Annotated in this window: 18 protein-coding genes and 1 tRNA gene; 8 read left to right on the forward strand and 11 right to left on the reverse strand. The window is 64.2% G+C overall.

Annotated features, from left to right (window positions below; translation table 11 throughout):
* Positions 1–62: 62 nt before the first annotated feature.
* The 4 genes from bfr to AB3X99_RS03040 form a co-directional block, all read right to left on the reverse strand.
* Positions 63–542 carry a bacterioferritin gene (gene bfr, locus AB3X99_RS03025; RefSeq protein ID WP_342945484.1) on the reverse strand — a complete coding sequence of 160 codons (480 nt, stop codon included), beginning with the start codon at positions 540–542 and terminating at the stop codon, positions 63–65.
* Positions 543–743: 201 nt separating this feature from the next.
* Positions 744–2,267, reverse strand: a complete 1,524-nt coding sequence (locus tag AB3X99_RS03030; RefSeq protein WP_368616077.1) for a fumarate hydratase — start codon at positions 2,265–2,267, stop codon at positions 744–746.
* A gap of 53 nt (positions 2,268–2,320) precedes the next feature.
* Positions 2,321–2,965: a TIGR00645 family protein gene (locus AB3X99_RS03035; RefSeq protein WP_069262503.1), complete on the reverse strand. Its 645-nt coding sequence runs from the start codon at positions 2,963–2,965 to the stop codon at positions 2,321–2,323.
* A gap of 217 nt (positions 2,966–3,182) precedes the next feature.
* Positions 3,183–4,079 carry a DMT family transporter gene (locus AB3X99_RS03040; RefSeq protein WP_368616078.1) on the reverse strand — a complete coding sequence of 299 codons (897 nt, stop codon included), beginning with the start codon at positions 4,077–4,079 and terminating at the stop codon, positions 3,183–3,185.
* A gap of 326 nt (positions 4,080–4,405) precedes the next feature.
* Here AB3X99_RS03040 and acs point away from each other — a divergent pair, with 326 nt between their 5' ends.
* The 4 genes from acs (at position 4,406) to AB3X99_RS03060 (ending at position 9,622) form a co-directional block, all read left to right on the forward strand.
* Entirely contained in the window at positions 4,406–6,388 is a 1,983-nt protein-coding gene (gene acs, locus AB3X99_RS03045; protein ID WP_368616079.1) for an acetate--CoA ligase, read from the forward strand.
* A gap of 100 nt (positions 6,389–6,488) precedes the next feature.
* A complete protein-coding gene (locus AB3X99_RS03050; protein WP_083245109.1) occupies positions 6,489–6,854 on the forward strand; it encodes a DUF4212 domain-containing protein in 366 nt (121 codons plus the stop codon).
* Complete coding sequence (locus AB3X99_RS03055; RefSeq protein ID WP_342945487.1) at positions 6,851–8,869, forward strand: VC_2705 family sodium/solute symporter; 2,019 nt, start codon at positions 6,851–6,853, stop codon at positions 8,867–8,869. Before AB3X99_RS03050 ends, AB3X99_RS03055 begins: the two co-directional genes overlap by 4 nt.
* Positions 8,870–9,259: 390 nt before the next feature.
* Entirely contained in the window at positions 9,260–9,622 is a 363-nt protein-coding gene (locus AB3X99_RS03060) for a hypothetical protein (RefSeq protein ID WP_083245108.1), read from the forward strand.
* Between the two features lie 114 nt (positions 9,623–9,736).
* Here AB3X99_RS03060 and AB3X99_RS03065 read toward each other — a convergent pair.
* Positions 9,737–9,827 (reverse strand) — tRNA-Ser (locus AB3X99_RS03065).
* 220 nt (positions 9,828–10,047) lie between these two features.
* Between AB3X99_RS03065 and AB3X99_RS03070 the strand changes: the two genes are divergently transcribed.
* Complete coding sequence (locus AB3X99_RS03070) at positions 10,048–11,253, forward strand: porin (protein ID WP_368616080.1); 1,206 nt, start codon at positions 10,048–10,050, stop codon at positions 11,251–11,253.
* An 86-nt stretch (positions 11,254–11,339) separates the two neighbouring features.
* On the forward strand, positions 11,340–12,011 hold the full coding sequence (locus AB3X99_RS03075; RefSeq protein ID WP_342945516.1) for a nitroreductase: 672 nt from the start codon (positions 11,340–11,342) through the stop codon (positions 12,009–12,011).
* Positions 12,012–12,047: 36 nt separating this feature from the next.
* Here the strand turns inward: AB3X99_RS03075 and AB3X99_RS03080 are convergent, their stop codons facing one another.
* A complete protein-coding gene (locus tag AB3X99_RS03080; protein WP_069262497.1) occupies positions 12,048–12,464 on the reverse strand; it encodes an HIT family protein in 417 nt (138 codons plus the stop codon).
* 234 nt (positions 12,465–12,698) lie between these two features.
* On the opposite strand from AB3X99_RS03080, the gene cfa reads away from it, so the two are divergent.
* Positions 12,699–13,862 (forward strand): cyclopropane fatty acyl phospholipid synthase, encoded by a 1,164-nt coding sequence (gene cfa, locus AB3X99_RS03085; RefSeq protein WP_083245106.1) that lies wholly within the window; start codon positions 12,699–12,701, stop codon positions 13,860–13,862.
* Positions 13,863–13,929: 67 nt separating this feature from the next.
* On the opposite strand, the gene crcB is transcribed toward cfa, so the two are convergent.
* The 5 genes from crcB to AB3X99_RS03110 all read right to left on the reverse strand — a co-directional run bounded on the left by crcB (position 13,930) and on the right by AB3X99_RS03110 (position 19,854).
* On the reverse strand, positions 13,930–14,310 hold the full coding sequence (crcB, locus tag AB3X99_RS03090; RefSeq protein ID WP_342945518.1) for a fluoride efflux transporter CrcB: 381 nt from the start codon (positions 14,308–14,310) through the stop codon (positions 13,930–13,932).
* A gap of 180 nt (positions 14,311–14,490) precedes the next feature.
* Entirely contained in the window at positions 14,491–15,237 is a 747-nt protein-coding gene (locus AB3X99_RS03095) for an SDR family oxidoreductase (protein ID WP_368616082.1), read from the reverse strand.
* A gap of 123 nt (positions 15,238–15,360) precedes the next feature.
* Complete coding sequence (gene styD, locus AB3X99_RS03100) at positions 15,361–16,800, reverse strand: phenylacetaldehyde dehydrogenase StyD (RefSeq protein ID WP_368616259.1); 1,440 nt, start codon at positions 16,798–16,800, stop codon at positions 15,361–15,363.
* Positions 16,801–16,883: 83 nt separating this feature from the next.
* Positions 16,884–17,864: a hypothetical protein gene (locus AB3X99_RS03105; protein WP_368616083.1), complete on the reverse strand. Its 981-nt coding sequence runs from the start codon at positions 17,862–17,864 to the stop codon at positions 16,884–16,886.
* Positions 17,865–17,871: 7 nt separating this feature from the next.
* Positions 17,872–19,854: a primary-amine oxidase gene (locus AB3X99_RS03110; RefSeq protein WP_368616084.1), complete on the reverse strand. Its 1,983-nt coding sequence runs from the start codon at positions 19,852–19,854 to the stop codon at positions 17,872–17,874.
* Positions 19,855–20,061: 207 nt separating this feature from the next.
* Between AB3X99_RS03110 and AB3X99_RS03115 the strand changes: the two genes are divergently transcribed.
* Positions 20,062–21,078, forward strand: a complete 1,017-nt coding sequence (locus tag AB3X99_RS03115) for an AraC family transcriptional regulator (protein WP_368616085.1) — start codon at positions 20,062–20,064, stop codon at positions 21,076–21,078.
* Positions 21,079–21,236: the final 158 nt, after the last annotated feature.

The following is a 21,236-nucleotide window of genomic DNA, read 5'->3' on the forward strand; positions in this document are numbered from 1 at the left end:
GCGCAAAAGGGTTGAGGCGCACCCGCAAGGCGGACGGATGCGCGCGGGCGCGAGGCGCGCGATCAGGATTCTACCGAACCCATGGCCGACTGCTGGTAATTCTGGATGCCGATCTTGCCGATGAGGTCGATCTGCGTTTCGAGCCAGTCGATGTGCTCTTCGGTGTCTTCGAGAATCGTCACGAAAATCTCTCGCGAAACGAAGTCGCGCACCGATTCGCAATAAACAATGGCTTCCTTGCAGGTGGACTGGGAAATCTGTTCGAGCTTCAAATCGCACTCGAGAATTTCCCCGGTTTCTTCGCCAATCAACAACTTATGCAGGTCCTGGAGGTTCGGCAGACCGTCGAGCATGAAAATACGCTCGATGAGCATATCGGCATGTTTCATTTCGCCGATCGATTCGTCATATTCATGCTTGCCGAGTTTCTCGAGGCCCCAGTGCTTGTACATGCGGGCATGCAGGAAATACTGATTGATAGCCGTGAGCTCGTTCTTGAGCTGCGCGTTCAGATATTCGATGACCTTCTTGTCGCCTTGCATAGTCTTTCCTTTCTTTGTGGGGCGGTGACTGGTTTCCAACAATAAACGCTCAATACACAAAAGCCAAGGCCGAATCCACATTGAATTGCGGTGTATATCGGCGATTTACTCAGTGCTGGGAACTAATCTCAGTACGCCTCGCGTGATGCAAAAAAAACCGGGGCGCGCGGCCCCGGTTTTTAAACAGGCATCAGGCAGACATCAAACCGTGGCGACCGGAATCTTGCCGATCTTCGCCTGCCATTCGGCGGGGCCGGTCTTGTGGACCGAGGTGCCCGACGAATCCACGGCGACCGTCACCGGCATGTCCTGGACGTCGAACTCGTAGATGGCTTCCATGCCGAGGTCTTCGAACGCGAGGACCTTCGAGCCGCGGATCGCCTTCGACACGAGGTAAGCCGCGCCGCCCACCGCCATCAGGTAAGCCGCCTTGTGCTTCTTGATCGCCTCGATGGCGACCGGGCCGCGCTCGGCCTTCCCGACCATCGAAATGAGGCCCGTTTGCGAGAGCATCAGCTCCGTGAACTTGTCCATGCGCGTGGCCGTGGTGGGACCTGCCGGGCCGACCACTTCGTCGCGCACCGGATCGACCGGGCCGACGTAGTAAATCACACGGTTCTTGAAGTCCACCGGCAGCTTCTCGCCTTTCGCGAGCATGTCGGCGATGCGCTTGTGCGCCGCGTCGCGGCCCGTGAGCATCTTGCCCGAGAGCAGGAGCGTCTGGCCCGGCTTCCACGAAGCGACTTCTTCCGGCGTGAGCGTGTTGAGGTCGACGCGCTTGCTCGTTTCCGTGTTCGGTTCCCAGTTGACCTTCGGCCATGCGTCGAGCGAGGGCGCTTCGAGCTTTGCCGGGCCCGAGCCGTCGAGCACGAAGTGCGCGTGGCGCGTGGCGGCGCAGTTCGGGATCATCGCGACGGGCTTCGAAGCCGCGTGCGTGGCCGTGGCCATGATCTTGACGTCGAGCACGGTGGCGAGACCGCCCAGACCCTGCGCGCCGATGCCGAGCGCGTTGACCTTCTCGTGCAGTTCCACGCGCAGCTCTTCGATCCAGTCCTTCGGGCCGCGCTTGATGATGTCCTGGATGTCGATGGATTCCATGAGCGATTCCTTCGCCATCAGCATCGCCTTTTCGGCGGTGCCGCCGATGCCGATGCCGAGCATGCCCGGCGGGCACCAGCCCGCGCCCATCGTCGGCACGGTCTTGAGCACCCAGTCGACGATCGAGTCGGAGGGGTTCAGCATCACGAACTTCGACTTGTTCTCCGAGCCGCCGCCCTTGGCTGCGACCTGCACGTCGACCTTGTCGCCCGGCACGATCTCGTAGTGGATCACGGCCGGCGTGTTGTCCTTCGTGTTCTTGCGGCCGCCTTCGGGCGGGCTCACGATCGAGGCGCGCAGCACGTTGTCCGGGTTCAGGTAACCGCGGCGCACGCCTTCGTTGATCATGTCGGTCACGCCCATCGTGGCGCCGCCCCAACGCACGTCCATGCCGACCTTCACAAAGATCGTGACGATGCCGGTGTCCTGGCAGATCGGGCGACGGCCCTCGGCGCACATGCGGCTGTTGGTGAGGATCTGCGCGATCGCGTCCTTCGCGGCCGGGCTCTCTTCGAGTTCGTAGGCGCGGCCGAGCGCCTCGATGTAGTCCTGCGGATGGTAGTAGCTGATGTATTGCAGCGAATCCGCAATGCTCTGGATGAGGTCTTCCTGTTTGATGACGGTCATGGCTAGCTTCTGTGGGGACGGGTGTTTTGAATCATGTCTGCCGTGTGCGCGGTTCAGTCGGACTCGGCGTGCTCGGGAACCGCTCGACGCGCAGCGGCGTGCCCGCCTGGCGCTGGATGGCGCGCGGCGAGCTCCTGATAGTGTTCGGGGTGCGTATGCGTGGTGATGCGGTCGATCCACGCCATCACGAGCGCGGAGGCGAGGAACGCCACGTGGATGATCACCTGCCACATCACCGTATGCGCCGAAGCGGCGTCCGGATTGATGAAGGTCTTGAGCAGGTGGATCGACGAAATGCTGATGAGCGCCATGGCGAGCTTCACCTTGAGCACGCCGGCGTTCACGTGGTCGAGCCATTCGGGCTCGTCGGGATGGCCTTCGAGATTCAGGCGCGAGACGAAGGTCTCGTAGCCGCCCACGATCACCATGATGAGCAGGTTCGAGATCATCACCACGTCGATCAGGCCGAGCACGGCCAGCATGATGCTCGTTTCGTCGAGCGTGGTGGCGTGGCTCACGAGGTGCCAGACCTCCTTGAGGAACAGCACGCAGTACACGGCTTGCGCGACGATCAGGCCCAGGTAGAGCGGCACCTGCAGCCAGCGGCTCATGAAGATGATGCTGGGCAACGGACGCATGCGGCGACGGGCTTTACCCGGGGCGGCGGCGGAAGGCGGCTGGGGGCGTGCGGCGGACATGGGCAATCACGATGGCGAATTCGGGCGGGGCTGCCTAAGTGGGGCTGCCTAAGCGGGGCTGCTCAAGCGGGGCTGCTCAAGCGGGGCCGTCTGGTTAGGGCCAGAAGGCGCGCGCGAGGGGCCGGGCGGGCGCTATTGTACAGCGTCGCAGGAAGGGCTCGCCGGGATTGCGGCAGCGCCGCCCGCGCCCGATACTTTCAATCGCATTACGGAATGGTCACGAGGCCACCGGCGGCAGGCGCCTGATCTTGAGGCTCGCGAGGCCGATGCCGGCCACCACGCAGGCGAGAGCAATGCCGTGCGCGGGCGTGGGGCGCTCGCCGAGAAACGCGATGCCGTACACGGCTGCCGCGACCGGCAGCACGGCCGTGAACACGCCGGCGATGCTGCCCGGCACATGGCGTATGCCCATCATCCAGAGACAGAACGAGAACACGCTTGCCGAAAGCCCGTACCAGAGCGCCAGCGACCAGATGCCCGAAGGGACGCTCGCGAAATCGAACGACAGTGCGCCCGGCAGACCCACGGGCAGCATCAGCAAAAGCCCGAACAGGTGTGTGTACGCGCAGATGTCGAGCGGCGCGAGCGTTTGGGTGAGACGGCGCGACAGGATCACATAGAGCGATTCGCAGCACACCGCGCCGAGCACCATCAGGTTGCCGATCAACGAACTGGCGCCGGGGTCGCCACCGCCGCCCACGTGCGCGAAATTGATGACCGCGATGCCCGCAATGGCGAGCACGATGGAAGCGAGTGCGCGTGCGTCGGGGCGCTCGCGCAGGAAAAGCCAGGAGAAGAGGGCGACCACGGCGGGGATCGTGCTCGTGATGACGCCGGCCGCGACCGCGCTCGTGCGATGCACGCCGCCGAGCATCAGCAGCGTAAACCCGAATGTCCCAAACAGCGCCTGGAGGAACAGATTGATCCATTCGCCGCGCTTCACCTGTTGCATTTTGGAGCGACGCAAGAGCGGGCCCAGTACCGCGAGCGCGATCACGAAGCGCAGCAGCGCGAAGAGGGGAACGGGAATGAAGGCGACAATCGATTTGCCGATGCCGACGTTGCTGCCCACGAGCAGCATCGAGGCAATGAGAAACAGGGAATAGCGATTCAAGCTGGAATCCGGGTGCGCAGTTCAGTTAGCATTCTAAATGTCTGCTTACTTGCGTGCCATGGCGCGCCGCTGCATGAGCGCGCGTAAGTGGCTGGTAAGTTGCTACGCTTAATCTTGCCGGCATGGGTAGTTTGCGAAGATCGCGCACGATCGTGCCTGTATCGCGCGCCCATGCATGCCGGATGCCACAATGGCGGCTCCCGGCGCAAGCCAATAGCGCCGTGCCCGCATGCGGGCGGCGGCGCACGGAGACGGCGCGCACGGGCATTGAAGATGCTCATGCGTGTCCACGAGTTTGACGTTTCATCTTCACCAAGGGGTTGTCGATGTCTGCGATTGAATCGGTTCTTCAGGAACGCCGCGTCTTTGCGCCTTCCGAGCAAACGGTGGCTGGCGCCACGGTGTCCGGCATGGACGCATACAAGGCGCTGTGCGCCGAAGCCGAACGCGATTACGAAGGCTTCTGGGCGCGCCTCGCGCGCGAAACCCTGAGCTGGCAAAAGCCCTTCACGAAGGTGCTCGACGAATCGAAGGCGCCGTTCTACACGTGGTTCGAAGACGGCGAACTCAATGCCTCGTACAACAGCCTCGACCGCCACGTCGAGGCGGGCAATGGCGAGCGCGTCGCGATCGTCTTCGAAGCCGACGACGGCACCGTCACGAACGTCACCTACAAGGATCTGCTCGCGCGCGTGTCGCGCTTCGCCAATGCGCTGAAGAAACGCGGCGTGAAGAAGGGCGACCGCGTGGTCATCTACATGCCGATGTCGGTGGAAGGCGTGGTCGCGATGCAGGCTTGTGCACGCATTGGCGCGACGCACTCGGTCGTGTTCGGCGGCTTCTCGTCGAAGTCGCTCAACGAACGCATGGTCGACGTGGGCGCGGTCGCGCTCATCACCGCCGACGAACAGATGCGCGGCGGCAAGGCGCTGCCGCTGAAGAACATCGCCGACGAAGCGCTCGCCATGGGCGGCTGCGAAGCGGTGCACAGCGTGATCGTCTACAAGCGCACGGGCGGCAAGGTTACATGGCACGAAGGCCGCGACCAGTGGATGCACGAGCTTTCGGCGGCCGAGAGCGACACGTGCGCGCCGGTGCCGGTGGGCGCGGAACATCCGCTCTTCATCCTCTATACGTCGGGCTCGACGGGCAAACCGAAGGGCGTGCAGCACAGTACGGGCGGCTACCTGCTGTGGGCCGCGCAAACGATGAAGTGGACTTTCGATCACAAGCCCTCGGACGTGTTCTGGTGCACGGCCGACATCGGCTGGATCACGGGCCACAGCTACATCGCCTATGGCCCGCTCACGATCGGCGCGACCCAGGTCGTGTTCGAAGGCGTGCCCACGTACCCGAACGCCGGCCGCTTCTGGGACATGATCGCCAAGCACAAGGTCACGGTGTTCTATACCGCGCCCACGGCGATCCGCTCGCTCATCAAGGCATCCGAAGCCGATTCGAAGGTGCACCCGAAGAGCTATGACCTTTCTTCGCTGCGCATTCTCGGCACGGTCGGCGAGCCGATCAATCCCGAAGCGTGGATGTGGTACTACGAAAACGTGGGCGCCAAGCGCTGCCCGATCGTCGACACGTGGTGGCAAACCGAAACCGGCGGCCACATGATCACGCCGCTGCCGGGCGCGACGCCGCTCGTGCCGGGTTCGTGCACGCTGCCGCTACCGGGCATCATGGCCGCGATCGTCGACGAAACCGGCCAGGACGTGCCGAACGGGCAGGGCGGCATTCTCGTCGTGAAGCGTCCGTGGCCCGCAATGATCCGCAACGTCTGGGGACAACCCGAGCGCTACAAGTCGGGCTACTTCCCCGAGGAGCTCGGCGGCAAGCTGTATCTGGCCGGCGACGGCAGCGTGCGCGACAAGGACACGGGCTACTTCACGATCATGGGCCGTATCGACGACGTGCTGAACGTCTCGGGCCACCGCCTCGGCACGATGGAGATCGAGTCGGCGCTGGTGGCGAATCCGCTCGTGGCCGAAGCCGCCGTGGTGGGCCGCCCCGACGACACCACCGGCGAAGCCGTGGTGGCGTTCGTGGTGCTCAAGGCCACGCGTCCGCAGGGCGACGAGGCCGTGAAGCTCGCCAACGATCTGCGCGCCTGGGTGGGCAAGGAGATCGGGCCGATCGCCAAGCCCCGCGACATCCGCTTCGGCGAGAACCTGCCGAAGACGCGCTCGGGCAAGATCATGCGCCGTCTGCTGCGCTCGCTCGCGAAGGGCGAGGCGATCACGCAGGACGTCTCCACGCTGGAAAACCCGGCGATTCTGGACCAGCTCGGCGAATCGCTCTAAACGCCGAGGCTCGCGCGGCGCCTTGCCTGGCGCCGCGCGCCGCATCGATCCCCGCATTGCCCCCGATTGCCGGCCCTACGCGTTTTTGCTACACAGGCGCATGGCCGCGCCACACACGACTCCGCAGAACAATCTCAATCCATTGCCTGAGCCACCTCCGGTGAGCGAGGCGATGGCGCGCGCGCATCGGCGCTACTGGCGCTTCAATCTCGCGCTGATCGCCGTGCTCATGACGATCGGCTTCCTGGTCTCGTTCGTCGCGCCGCTCTTTGCGCGGCAGCTCGCCGACTTGCGCTTCGCAGGCTTCAGCCTGCCGTTCTACCTCGGCGCACAGGGGGCGATCCTGCTCTACGTGCTGCTCGTGGCGATCTATATCGTGCTGATGCAGCGCGCCGACCGCGTACTGCAAGCCGCGCTCGAAGCCGACATCGCCATTCGCGAAGCCAGCAAGGCACAGCAACGATGAGGCTTGCGCACCGGCTCATACGCTCCTATGCGTTGTACACGCTCGGCTTTCTCGCCTTCGTTTACGTGATGTGGCGTATCGAGCTTTCCACCGGCCCCGGCATGTGGATCGGCTATGTGTTCCTGTTCGTGCCGATCGCGGTATATGCGGTGATCGGGCTGCTTTCGCGCACCTCGGACCTCGTCGAATACTACGTGGCGGGGCGGCGTGTGCCGTCGTTCTTCAATGGCATGGCGACGGCCGCCGACTGGCTTTCCGCCGCGTCGTTCATCGGCCTTGCGGGTTCGCTCTACGCGAGCGGCTACGACGGCCTCGCTTACCTGATGGGGTGGACGGGCGGCTACTGCCTCGTCGCCTTCCTGCTGGCGCCGTATGTGCGCAAGCTCGCGCGCTACACGATCCCCGACTTCCTCGGCACGCGCTTTTCGAGCAACCTCGTGCGTGCGCTCGCCGTGCTCGCGACCATCCTCTGCTCGTTCGTCTATCTCGTCGCGCAGATCCAGGGCGTGGGGCTGATCGCCACGCGCTTCATCGGCGTGGATTTCGCCATCGGCATTTTCTGCGGGCTGGCGGGCATTCTCGTGTGTTCGTTTCTCGGCGGTATGCGCGCCGTGACGTGGACGCAGGTCGCGCAATACATCATTCTCATCGCGGCCATTCTGATTCCGGTCTCGCTGATCGCGCATCGCGACGGCCTCGGCTGGCTGCCGCAAGTCGACTACGGCAACGTGATGCAGCGCGTGGAAGCGCTCGAGCATGACGTGCGCGGTGCAAGCACCGAAGCCACCGTGCGCGACGCTTACCGCGAGCGCGCGGCGCAATGGCAGACGCGGCTCGACACGCTGCCGCAGTCGTACGTTGCGGAGAAGACGCACCTCGTCGAATCGCTTGCGAACCTGCGCCGTCACAACGGCCCGCTGCGCGATATCGATTCGCTCGAACGTGAATTGAGCGCCTTCCCGCGCGACGTGGATGCCGCACGCATGGTGTGGACGCGCCAGCGCGACGACCTGCTCGAGCGCGCCGCGCCGCCCGTGCCGATGAACGAACCGTTTCCCGCCGACGACGATGCCCAGCGGCGCATTCATCAACGCAACTTCCTGTCGCTGCTCCTGTGTCTTTCGCTTGGCACGGCGAGCCTGCCGCACATCCTCACTCGCTACAACACGACGACCTCGGTGGCCTCGGCTCGGCGCTCGGTGGGCTGGACGCTCTTTTTCGTCGCGCTCTTCTATCTGACCGTGCCGGTGCTCGCGGTGCTGATCAAGTTCGAGATCCTCACGCATCTGGTGGGGCAGCGCTTCGACGATCTGCCGCAATGGGTCATGCAATGGCGGCGCGTCGAGCCATACCTCATCAGCATTGCGGATATGAACAACGACGGCGTGGTGCGCTGGAGCGATATCCAGATGCAGCCTGACATGGTGGTACTCGCTGCGCCGGAAATCGCGGGGTTGCCGTATGTGATGTCGGGGCTCATCGCATCGGGTGCGCTCGCGGCTGCGCTTTCGACCGCAGACGGTCTGCTGCTCACGATCTCGAACGTGCTCTCACACGACGTGTACTACCACATGGTCAGTCCGGGCGCGTCGAGCCAGCGGCGCGTGACGATGTCGAAGATCCTGCTGCTCGGCGTGGCGCTGTTCGCCTCGTATGTGGCGTCGCTCAACGCGGGCAACATTCTTTTTCTGGTGGGGGCGGCGTTTTCGCTCGCGGCGTCGAGTCTTTTTCCGGTGCTTGTGCTCGGCGTGTTCTGGAAGCGCACGACGCGCCTGGGCGCCGTGGCCGGCATGATCGCGGGCCTGACCGTGTGCGTCTATTACATCGTCTCGACGTACCCGTTCTTCACGCAGCTCACGGGCTTCGCGGGCCCGCGATGGTTTGGCATCGAGCCCATCAGCTCTGGCGTGTTCGGTGTGCCCGCAGGCTTTCTCGTGGCGATCGGCGTGAGTCTCATCGATCGCAAGCCGGACGCGTATACGCTCGCGCTGGTGGACTATATCCGCCATCCGTGAGAGTGGGGACCTGATTGCCGGTGTGCGGTCGAGCACTTAAAAAACGGGCGGGCGAGGCGATACTGAAGTCCTCTCGTTCCCGCGCCGGTCCTCGAAGCAGTACGCGGGAATTCGGCGTCGGGCTGCGGCCCGACGCCTTTTTCTGCTTGCCTGTTCTGGTCGATTCGGACTTCCTTCCAACGTTGCGTGTTCAACGACCGGCGGCGCTGCTGTTCTCGTTGCGCCCATCAAGTCATCCGTTTTTTGTCCGATAACTAGCGGGAGCGTGCGATGCACGCGTGTCCGGCGCATCCGTAGATCGCCCTGGCGGCTACGGTACAATTTCGCGCGCCGCCGGCCTCGGACTCGTGGTGAATCGAGCCGAAAAAGGGCGTTTTCTCGGGGAAATCATTGAAGCGCGTTGCACTCAGCCTGATCATTTTCGGCGCCTTTACGGCGCCCGCCGCTTTTGCCAAATGCTGGGGCAACGATGCCTTCCAGAACTGCGTCGACGAATCGGGCAATTCGTACACGGTGCAGCGCTTCGGCAATACGTCTACCGTCAACGGGTATCAGCAGAAGCTGCCGGGCGAGGCCTGGGAGCAGACCGGCGCGTCGATTGGCGACACGACGTTCATCACCGGGCAGGCTGCCGATGGGTCGACGTGGACCGAGACGATCACGAACTACGGCAACGGCACGCGAACGATCTCGGGGATGGATGGCAAAGGGCTCGTGTACAACAAGTATTGCACGGTGAGCGGGTGTAATTGAGGGCGTTTGGACGTGCCCCGCGCACGTTATCCCCTCTCTGGCGGGCTATTTGATGGGCTGGAAAAACAAAAACCCCGTAAGTCATTGCGCTTACGGGGTTTCGGCGTTTTGTTCTGGCGGAGAGAGGGGGATTCGAACCCCCGATAGGCTATTAACCTATACACGCTTTCCAGGCGTGCGACTTAAACCGCTCATCCATCTCTCCGGCGGGAGGCGAATTATAGCAGACTCCGCGCGCCGGAGGAAAGCGCTCGCGCAGCGCCTGGCACGATCTGCGCTTTGCAAAGTCCCTCGCGCACCCTAAGCAACGCAGAATTCGTTCGTTCCCCGCTTGCCGGGCATTCCGTAACGTTGCCGCACCGGCCTTGCAGCCGCCTCGCAAGGACCGCGTAGCGACAACCACCACACGCAACGGAACGCCCCGCATGAACAACAAAAACGCCTCCTTCACACGCCGCCCGCTAACCGCCGCTCTCGCGCTCGCCTTCGCCGCGTCGGGCGCCACTATCGCCACGAGTGCCCACGCGCAAAGCAGCGTCACACTCTACGGCATCGTCGACGCGGGCCTCGCTTACGTGCACAACGCCCAGGGCGCGAACGGCCTGAACCAGTCCACGCTCGTCAAGCTCAGCAGCGGCAACCTTTCGGGCAGCCGCTGGGGCCTGCGCGGCACCGAGGATCTCGGCAACGGCCTCGCCGCCATCTTCCAGCTCGAAAACGGCTTCAACGTGGGTACCGGCGCGCTCGGGCAGGGCAGCCGCGAATTCGGGCGCAAGGCGATCGTCGGTCTTGCCAGCACGACGTGGGGCACGCTCACGCTCGGCCGCCAGTACGATCCGCTCGTCGATCTCGTGCAGCCGCTCACCGCTGACGGTCCGTTCGGCGGCGTGTTCGGCACGCCTGGCGACCTCGACAACTACGACAACAGCCTGCGCGTGAGCAACTCGGTCAAGTACGCGAGCCCGCTCGTCGCAGGGCTGCAGTTCGAGGCGCTGTACGGTTTTGGCGGCGTGGCCGGCGCGAGCGGCAGCGGCCAGACTTACAGCTTCGGCGCCGCCTACTCGAACGGGCCGCTCTCGCTCGCGGCCGGCTATTTCTTCGCCAATGGCGGCAGCACGCTCACTGCCGGCGTGCGCAGCTGGACGAGCAGCTCGGATAGCCTCTTCAACACGGTCATCAATCAGGGCTTTGCGAGCGCAACCTCCATCCAGATCGTGCGCGCAGGCGGCAGCTATGCGGTGGGCGCATTGAGCTTCGGGCTGGCCTACTCGAACACCCAATACGCAAACGATGCGTACTCGACCTTCCACCAAACCGCCAAATTCAATAGCGGCTCGGCGTTCCTGAATTACCAGATCACACCGGCGCTGCGCGCGGGCGCGGGCTACAACTACACGTCGCTCACCGGGCCCTCGTCAGCGCACTACAACCAGGTGAACCTCGGCAGCGACTACTCGCTCTCCAAACGCACCGATCTCTACGCGCTCGCCGGTTACCAGAAGGCGAGTGGCCACACGCTCGACGCAAAGGGTTCGAGTGTCGTTGCGCAGGCATCGATCGGCGACTTCGGCGTGAGTTCGGGCGCCGGCAATCAGGCGCTTGTCGTAGTGGGTATCCGTCACAAGTTCTGACGCCAGAACGGAGCCAAGCGGCGTGCGTCGGCAGCCGCGCGGGGGATCGCCGATAATGCTTCGTCGATCCCCCGAGGAGAATCTGCTTGAAGGTCAGCGAAGCCGTCACGAGTCGCAAGTCCGTGCGCCAGTTTTTGCCCGATCCGGTGGACCCCGCCGTCATTCGCCGGGTACTCGATACCGCTGCGCGTGCGCCTTCGGGCGGCAATCTGCAGCCGTGGCATGTTCATGTCGTGGGCGGCGAATCGCTCGCGAAGCTCAAGTCGATCATGGCCGATCGCATTGCGCAGGTGCCTGCGGGCGAGCCGATGGAGTACGACGTGTATCCGCGCGAGCTGGGTTCGCCATATCGCGAGCGTCGTTATCGGGTGGGCGAGGATCTTTACCGCAGCATCGACGTCGCGCGCGAGGACCGGCCGGGCAGGCTACGGCAATTCGCGCGCAACTACGCGTTTTTCGACGCGCCGCTCGCGCTCTTTTGCAGCGTAGATCGTCAGATGGGGCCGCCGCAATGGGCCGACCTCGGCATGTTCCTGCAGACGGTGATGCTGCTCCTGCGCGAAGCCGGGCTGCATAGCTGCGCGCAGGAATGCTGGGCGCGCTACGCGCAAAGCGTTGGCCAGTTTCTCGCGTTGCCGCGCGAACGCATGGTGTTCTGCGGCATGGCGATCGGTCACGAAGACCCGGACGCGCCCATCAACCAGTGGCGCTCGGCGCGGGTCCCGCTCGACGAATTCGTGCAATTCGACGGCGTTTAAGCGTCAAGAATAGCTAACGTTAGCAATACATATTGCTTACAGTGCAGCGCGAATGCGCGCGGCCAGCGCTTCGAGCTGCGCCATGTCGGCCATTTCACGCGCATGCGGGCGCAGTTCTTCGCCCGCGCGGCGCGGAATCAGGTGGAAGTGCACGTGCGGTACGGTCTGCCCGGCGGCGGCGCCGTTGAACTGCGCGATCAAGAGGCCTTCGGGCGCAAGCACCTTGCGCATCGCGACCGCCATCTTCTGCACCGTCGCCATCGCGGCGGCGCCGGCTTCCAGTGAAAGCTCATAGATGAACTCGGCGCCTTCCTTCGGCAGCACGAGCAGGTGGCCTTCGGATTGAGGCATGACGTCCATGATCGCGAGCGTAGCGTCGTCCTCGTACACCTTGATGCAGGGTGCTTCGCCGCGCAGGATGCGCGCGAAGATGTTCTTGTCGTCGTAGGCCATTGTCGGTATCTCCAGTTCGGGCGCGCCGTTTGCTGGCGCCAGGGCGATGGGTTTCGTCGAGTTTGCGATTATGGCCCGCCCCGTATGGCTTGTGCGTGTTCCTGCACAATTTTTGAAGTAGGTGCATCATAGAGTTTCTCGCAGCGCGCGCGACGACGAATGTCTTGATAGCAACCTCTTGAATGGCATCGGAGCAAGGTACCAAGGACCCGACTCCTGCCGCATGGAGCACGTATGGCAACGACTGATCTCGAAGCAGCTCAACCCGTTCGTGAGGCCACCGTTTCCGGGGCCTGGCGGTTTATAGCCCAGCTATTGGCGCGCGCTGACGTGAAATTCAACGGCACACGGCCGTGGGACATGCGCATCCACGATCCGCAGTTACCCGAGCGCGTATTGGCGCTCGGCAACCTGGGCCTCGGCGAGGCCTACATGGACGGCCAGTGGGATTGCGAGCAACTCGACGAATTCTTCGCACATGTGTTGCGCGCGCATCTAGACGACCAGATCGATCCCTCCCGTCTCGTCTTCTACGCGCTCAAGGCGCGCCTCATGAACCGCCAGACCGTGCGCAGGGCATGGAAAGTGGGCCAGCAGCACTACGACATCGGCAACGAGTTCTACGAGGCCATGCTCGACAAGAACATGGCCTACACCTGCGGCTACTGGTCGGGCGGCGCGAAAACGCTCGACGAGGCGCAGGACGCCAAGCTCGATCTCATCTGCCGCAAGCTGGGCCTGAAGCCTGGCATGCGCCTGCTCGACATCGGCTGCGGGTGGGGCAGCCTTATGAAGTTCGCGGCCGAACACTATGGCGTGTCGTGCGTGGGCGTGACGATCTCGAAGGAGCAGGCCGCGCTCGGCGCCGAGCGCTGCAAGGATCTGCCGGTTGAATTCCGCCTGCAGGACTACCGGTTGCTCGACGAGAAGTTCGACCGCATTGCGAGCGTTGGCATGTTCGAGCACGTGGGCCCGAAGAACTATCGCACCTATATGGAAGTCGCGCACCGCTGTCTTGCCGACGACGGTCTGTTCGTACTGCACACCATTGGCAAGAACCGCCGCGACACCACGCCCGATCCGTGGATCGACAAATACATCTTCCCGAACGGCGAGCTGCCGACCATCGGCCAGATCGCCGACGCTTCGGGCGGCCTGTTCGTGGCCGAAGACCTGCATAACTTCGGCGCCGACTACGACCGCACGCTGATGGCCTGGCACGCGAATTTCGAGGCAGCGTGGCCGCGTTTCAAGGCGCAGATGGGCGAGCGCTTCTATCGCATGTGGCGCTACTACCTGCTTTCGTGCGCCGGAGCGTTCCGCGCGCGCGACATCCAGTTGTGGCAGTGGGTGTTTTCGAAGAACGGTTTGCTGGGCGGGTATCAGCGTCCTGCCTGATCTTCCCGTCGCATCACTAATGCGGCCGCGTTTCGCGAATGGCGAACGCGGCCGTTTTCGTTGCCGATCAGCGAACCAGTGCCGATACCGTTGCAATGCCAAGGATCGTCATGACGACCGAGGCGCACACGTGAATGGCGATTTCGCCCGCGGCCCAGCCGAAACGTCCGTGCTGCAGATGCGAAACGACTTCGGCTGAGAAGGTCGAGAACGTGGAGAGGCCGCCCATCAAGCCGGTAATGACAAAGAGGCGCCATTCGGCGGAGAGTTGGGGCATGCGCCCGAAATAGGCGACTGCGACGCCGATCACATAGCCCGCGATGATGTTCGACGCAAGCGTGCCGAGCGGCAGGTCAGGGTAGAGGGCATTCAGGCGTAGCCCGAGAACCCAGCGCAACAGCGAGCCGAGCGCGCCGCCAATGCCGACGGCGAGGATGGACAGATACATGGTCTGGAGTGGTTGAGGGCGCAATATGAGCCGGCGCGCCATGCCTCCGGCTCTGTCTTTCTACCGTTTTTCGACCACGGAGTGTAGCACCGGCCGGGACCGCCGGTTTCACGCCGCAGCGGTTTGCCCTGAGACCACGTCGCGCCCGGGTTCTGCCGCGAAGCCACGCCGGGCGGCGTGTCAGACGATCCCGCCGTTCGCGCGCAGCACCTGGCCGTTGACCCAGCCGCCGTCCGGGCCCGCGAGGAACGACACGACATTTGCAATGTCGTCGGGTTGCCCGAGGCGCTGCAGCGGCGGCATGTTCGCGAAATGCTGGACCTGTTCTTCGGTCTTGCCGCTGAGGAATAGCTCTGTCGCCACCGGCCCCGGCGCCACCGCGTTCACGCAGATCGAGCGGCCGCGCAGCTCGCGTGCGAACACGCGCGTGATCGTCTCCACGGCCGCCTTGCTGGCCGTATAGAGCGCGTAGCCCGGCAGATTCATCGCGAGCACGGAGGTCGAGAAGTTGATCACGCGGCCGCCATCCGCGAGTTTCGTCGCCGCTTCGCGCAGCGTGTTGAGCGTGCCGCGCACGTTGATGTCGAACGTTTCGTCGTAGATCGCGTCGGTTGAATCGGCAACTGTCACCGTCTTCATGATGCCCGCGTTATTCACGAGCAGTGTGGGCTGGCCCAGCGTTTCGGCGGTGGTGTCGAAGAGACGGCGCACGTCGTCGGCCTTCGCGACGTTCGCTTGCACCGCAATCGCGCGACCGCCGCCCGCCGCGATCTTCGCGACGAGCGCCTCGGCTTCGGCGCTGCGCGAAGCGTAGTTGATGACGACGGCGTAGCCGTCGCGCGCGAGACGTTCGGCAATGGCGGCGCCGATGCCGCGCGAGGCGCCCGTGACGATGGCGACGCCGCGCGAATTCGTGGAGGCATTCATGATCGGAGTCCTTCTCGTAAGTGGTGAGAACGGGCTCGATCATGGACGAAACCGCGGCGGCGATCATTGCGCGCCGCCGGGTTTCATCATTCCATTTCGATTAACAATGCTGCACGGCGGCGCTCAGTAGGCGATGCAGACGGATTTCGTCTCCGTGTACGCGTCGATGATCGCGCGGCCATGCTCGCGCCCGATACCCGAGGCCTTGAAGCCGCCGAAGGGCAATGCCGGGTCGACCATGTTGTGCGTGTTGACCCATACCGTGCCCGCCTGCACGCCGTCCACGACGCGCAGCGCGCGGTCGAGCTGGTTGGTCCAGACACTCGCGCCCAGACCGTACTCCGAAGCATTCGCCGCCGCGACGGCTTCTTCGACGTCGTCATACGGCATGGCGACGAGCACCGGCCCGAACACCTCTTCGCGCACGACGGTAAGCGGCTTGTTGGTCGCGTTCGCAATCACCGTGGGCTCGATGAAGAAGCCGGGCCGATTGCCGCCGCCGCCGCCCGCCACGACCTCGCCGCCTTCGGCGCGACCCTGCGCGATCATGCCGGCGACCTTGGCGCGATGGCGCGCCGAAACGAGCGGGCCCATCTGCGCGGCCGCATCGAAACCCGAGCCGAGCACGGTTGCGCGCGCAACCTTAGCGATGCCATCGACGATCTCCTCAAAACGCGCGCGCGGCAGATACAGGCGCGAGCCCGCCGTGCAGACCTGGCCGTGATTGAAGAAGATCGCGCCGGCTGCGCCTTCGATCGCGCGCTGCGGATCGCAGTCGTCGAGCACGATCACGGGGCTCTTGCCGCCCAGTTCCAGCGAGACGCGCTTGAGATCGCTCGCGCATTGCTTGCCGATGAGGCGGCCCACTTCGGTCGAGCCCGTGAAAGTGACCTTGTCCACCTGCACATGACGAACTAGCGCTGCGCCCGCCGTTTCGCCCTGGCCCGTGACGACATTGAACACGCCCGGCGGAAAGCCGGCTTCGTGCGCGAGCTCGGCGAGGCGGATGGCCGTGAGCGGCGTTTCTTCGGCGGGCTTGAGCACCACGGTGCAGCCGCAGGCGAGCGCGGGCGCGATTTTCCAGACCGCCATCAGCAGCGGGAAATTCCACGGCACGATCGCGGCGACCACGCCCGCGGGCACGCGCCGCGTGGAGGCGTTATAGCGCACGCCGGGCGGGAAAGCGAGCGAGAGATCCACGGTGCTGCCCTCGATCTTCGTGGCCCAGCCGGCCATATAGCGCAGCCATTGCACGCTGCCGCCCACTTCGAGCATCTTCGAGAAGGCGAGCAGCTTGCCCTGGTTGAGCGTTTCGAGCGCAGCAAGTTCGTCGCCGTGCTGTTCGACGAGGTCGGCGAGTTTGAGCAGCAGGCGCTCGCGCGCGGCGGGCGCCATACGCCGCCACGTGTCGGCTTCGAAGGCGCGGCGCGCGGCAATGACGGCAGCGTCGATGTCGGCGTCGCTGGCGTCGGGCACCTGCGCGATCTCCGCGCCCGTGGCGGGATTGAATACGGCAAACGTGCGGCCGTTGCCGCTTTCGCTAAAACGTCCGTCGACGAACATTTGTGTGCGGATCGTGTGCGTGAAGTCCTGGCAGTCCATACCGTCTCCTGATTTCGGTAGTAATGCGAACGTTTTTCGGTGTTTCAGCGTAAGTCGATTGTGCTGCCCGTAGCGAGGGCGGCTGACGCAGGGTAGGGCGTGTGTGCACGGAATCGGCGTGGCATTGCGAATGCGTATGCGCATGCAAGATTGAGCGCGCCCGCAACGATGAACAGCGCGTAAAAGCCCTGTCCGAAGCCCCATGCCGTGGTGGCGAGCGCCGCGCCTGCCAGCATGCCCGCGTGATGTGCGAGGCCCGGGCAGCCGGTACCCGAAGCGCGCGACGCTCGCCCGCCGCGTATGAGCGTGGGGAGCGTCAGGTAGTCGAGCACGGCGAATGCGGGGGCAGCAAGCGCAGCCCACGGCGCGAGGCAATCGAACGTCAGCGCGGCGAGCAGTCCGCCACGCAATACGAAGAGCACGAGCAGTGCGCGTCGGTAATCGACGCGATCGGCGAGCCAGCCCGCGAGGCTCACCACGGCGAGTGATGTCACAACCTTCGTCACGGACATCGCAGTGCCGCCGCAGAGCGCAAAAAACTGGAAGCGCGCGAGCACGCCGCTCGACAGGCCTGCAAGCAGCGCGGGTGCGATGAGCAGCATGCCGTCGCGCCACACGGGCGCCGTTGCGTGCGTATGCACCGACCTTGCCGCGCTATCGCGCGTGCGCCGCAAGTGCATGCACGCCGCGGCGATCAAGGCGACGCCGCCCAGGATGAGCGGCGTCTGCGCGAGCGTTGCTCCTGCGTGCGCGCCGGCGCCCATTGCCGCCATCGTGAGTGCGAGTGCGCTCGCGATCGGCACCGTGGGGTGCGTGGCGAAGCTGCGCGCAAGCACGCCCGGAATCAACGACATCGCAGGCAGGGCAAGCGCGCTCGCGGCGAATGCGGCAAACGGCGCGCCGGCCGGCATCGCCGCGATCATGACGCCTCCCGCAAGCGCGCTCGCGCCGCCCGTGATCGACGCCCAGACGCACAGCAGGCGTGCGGCGTGCATTACATCAAGGCGGCGCTCGCGCGGCATCATCGCGCGCTCACTGCTTGCCGTGGCAGCACGATTTTGCTTCGGGCGCGTCTGCGCGGTCCTGCACGCTGTGCGGATCGCGCCCGCCCGGCAGGTCCATCGCGGGATTGCCGTAGAAGAAGTTGTTGGGCTTGAGCATGAAGCCCGCATACTCCACCGGCATCACGGGGAAATCCTCGGGCTTGCACACGTGCGTGTGGCCGAAGCTGTGCCACAGCACGATGTCCTCGTTCTCTACGTTGCGGTTCGCCTCGATATAGCGCGGCAGGCCGTCGCCGCCGGCGTGCTGGTTAGGGTAGTCGCCGCTCGCGTAGCGCTGCGTCGTGTCGTACGGCGTGACCCACACGTGGCGCGTGGCGAAGCCGCCGCGCTGGCGCACCTTCGAGTTGGGATCGGCGAGCATGAGCGGCGAGTCGTTGATGATGAGCTTGTAGCCTGGATTCGCGCCGACGCGGTTCTTCACGTTCGGGTTCACCACTTTCCAGAAGCGCCCCGTCTGACCACTGGCGTTACGCGCCGCTTCCTGCTCGGTCTTGAGCACGCGCCTGGTCGTATCGAACACGTTGCCGTATGGATTCCCGGCACCCATCGCGCGCGGCACGAATTCGTGCTCGGTGACGGAGTTCCTCTCGCCGTCCACCATCATGTGCAAGCGCGCGTTGAAGAAGTGCTGATGCGTCGGGCCGCCCAGGTTCTCTGTGACCATGCCGCCCCACGGGTAACTATCGCCATCAGCCACTGCGGAAGTCTGGATGATGCCCGTGAGCTTGCATTCGAGCTGGATAGTGCCGTCCTGATAGAAGTACCAGTAAAAGCCGTAATCGTAGTTGCCCACTGTTGCGAAGAACGAGATCACGAGGCGGCGCGAACGGCGCATCTCGAACACACCGGTGCGGAACTCGTAGTGCTTCCAGAGCGTGCCGTAATCCTCTTCGTGCAGACACACGGCGTTCTTCATGGTGAAGCCGTTGCCGAAGTCGTCGGCGGACGGAATGTCGAAATAGCGGATCGTGCCGAGGCAATCGCAGCCCAGTTCGAGCTGGTTCGCGAGCTTGCCGAGTCCGTATTCGCCCGCATCGAACGCGCTTTTCCAGTAATGGTTCGTGGTGGGGTCCGAGTAGGGCACGCACATCTCGGTCACGCTCGCGCGGTAGACGATCGGGCGCGGCGCGCTCTTGCCGTCGTCCCATGTGATCTGGTGCAGCACGAGCCCTTCGCGCGGCGTGAAACCCACGCGGAATTTCCAGTTCTGCCAGCTAACCTGCCAGCCGTCTATCGTGAAGCTCGGGCCTTCGGGCTGACTGATTGAGAGCGGCTTGACGGTGTCACGCGGCTTGCCGAGGCTCGGCGTGTCGTAGTTGTGCCTGGCGCGCGGAATGGGGATGATGCGGCCGTCGTCGATCAGTTCGATCACCTTGTGCGCGAGCAGGTCCACCACGGCGACGACGCCTTCGATGGGGTGCGCGTAACCGTTGTCGGTCAGGGACTCCCGGTAGTAGCTCACGCAGCGCACGAGGCGGCGGCCATTCTCGTTCAGGCGGTCGAACGCGCCGGCGGAGAACGGATCGACCTGCACGCGCTCGAGTTCGTCTTCGGTGAGGCCGCGCTTTTTCACGGCCTCGCGCCATGCTACGTCTTCCTTGACGATGCGCTCCGCGTTCATGAAGTCTTCGATCATCACGGGCGGCTGGCCATAGGGCGCGCTTTGCAAGGCGAGCGCCTTACGCGATTCCACTTTCTTCTCGCGCAGGTCCACCACGAATTCGAGCGTCTGGCTGCGGGTGCGATCGATCGCGATGACGAAGGCGCGGCGCGAGAAGTAATCGCCATGCTTGTACGCGAGCACTTCCGCCTTGGGCGGCTCGCACAGTTCGGTGACAGGAAAGCGCCCATAATCGTCGAGCTGCTCGGCGGCTTTCACGATGTCACAGGCCAGCTGCATTTCGGCGAGGCTCAACGGGTCGAGCGGATGCGCGTTCGGATTCGTGTTCATAAGCATTTCGTAAGGATGGCGTTGGGCGCAACAGGGCATGGGAGGGTATGAAGAATCCGCATTCGTCTCATGCGATGTCGATGGGTCAATCGTAGAAACGCCGTATTTTTTTCGCGCTTGCAAAACGCGCCAAAGGGGCGATAGAGTGCGCCAGAGACGATCGACTGTTAAATCCGTCGGCGCATACAGGCCCTAATGGAGCGAGACATGAAAAGAGTGCCTGTCAATAGCGGGTTCCCGATGATTCGCGGTGCCGTGATGGGTCCCATCGTGCGTGCACTCGACGCCGCTGGTGCGGACTGCGATGCATTGCTGGCCGAGTTCGGCCTGAGTCGCCGGCAGCTTTCCAATCCGTATGAAATCGTGGCGCTCGGGCGCTACGTGGACGCGTTCGAACGCGCGGCGCAGGTCCTCGACGAACCCTTTCTCGGCCTGCGCTTAGGCGCCGAATTGCAGCTCACGGAACTGGGGCCGGCTGGCCTCGTGTTCATGTCGTCGCCTACACTCGGCGCCGCAATCCGTAAGTTCACCGACACGCTCGGCTCGTGGCAAAGCGCGACGGCCGTCGATCTCGTGAGCGACAACGCATGGCCGATGTGGAGCTATCGCATCGCGCATACGCAAATCTGGCCGCGCCGGCAGGACGCCGAGTACAGCGTCTCCGCCATGTGCCACATGATTCGCCAGGTGCGAGGCGCAGCATGGACGCCGTGCGAGATTCATTTCGAGCACGCCGCGCCCGAGGACCTCAAGCCTTATTTGCGCCTCTTTCGCGTGCCCGTGCGCTTCCAGCAGCCGGCCAACGGCGTGGTCCTGCACCCGCACGATCTCGACACGCCGCTCAAGAGCGCCGACGTGCAGATGGCGCGCATGATGGAGCGCCACGCCACCGACCTGATTTCGCGCGACACGATTCCGCATACCCTCGTGGACCAGGTGCGCGATCTCGTGACGCGCCGGCTCGCGCGCGAAAAGCTCGTGGTCGGCGATATCGCCAAGGACCTCGGGCTTTCGGACCGCTCCTTGCAGCGGCATCTCGCCGACGCCGGGACCTCTGTGCGCCAGATCATTCGCGAAGAGCGCGAGCGCAGCGTGGCGGTGCTGCGCGAGCAGGAGGGCATGACCAACGCGGCCGTGGCCCGCGCCGTGGGTTATGCCGACGCCACCGTGCTATGGCGTGCGACGCGCAACTGGGGCCGTGCAGGCGCCAAGCGACCCCGCTAGCGCGCAAATCGTGAAAGAGAATTGACGGCTTTCAGTAAGCTTGTGGGCTGAAGTACGGATTCCCGGCTCGCGGCATTAATCAGGATGCCGAAGGTAATATCGGCCGCTTCAGCGCGGTTAAGTGAAAACCCGCTCCAGCCATGGCGCACTTTATCGAG

Origin of the sequence: Paraburkholderia sp. BR10882 (assembly GCF_040948855.1) — a bacterium.
Lineage (GTDB): Bacteria > Pseudomonadota > Gammaproteobacteria > Burkholderiales > Burkholderiaceae > Paraburkholderia > Paraburkholderia nodosa_A.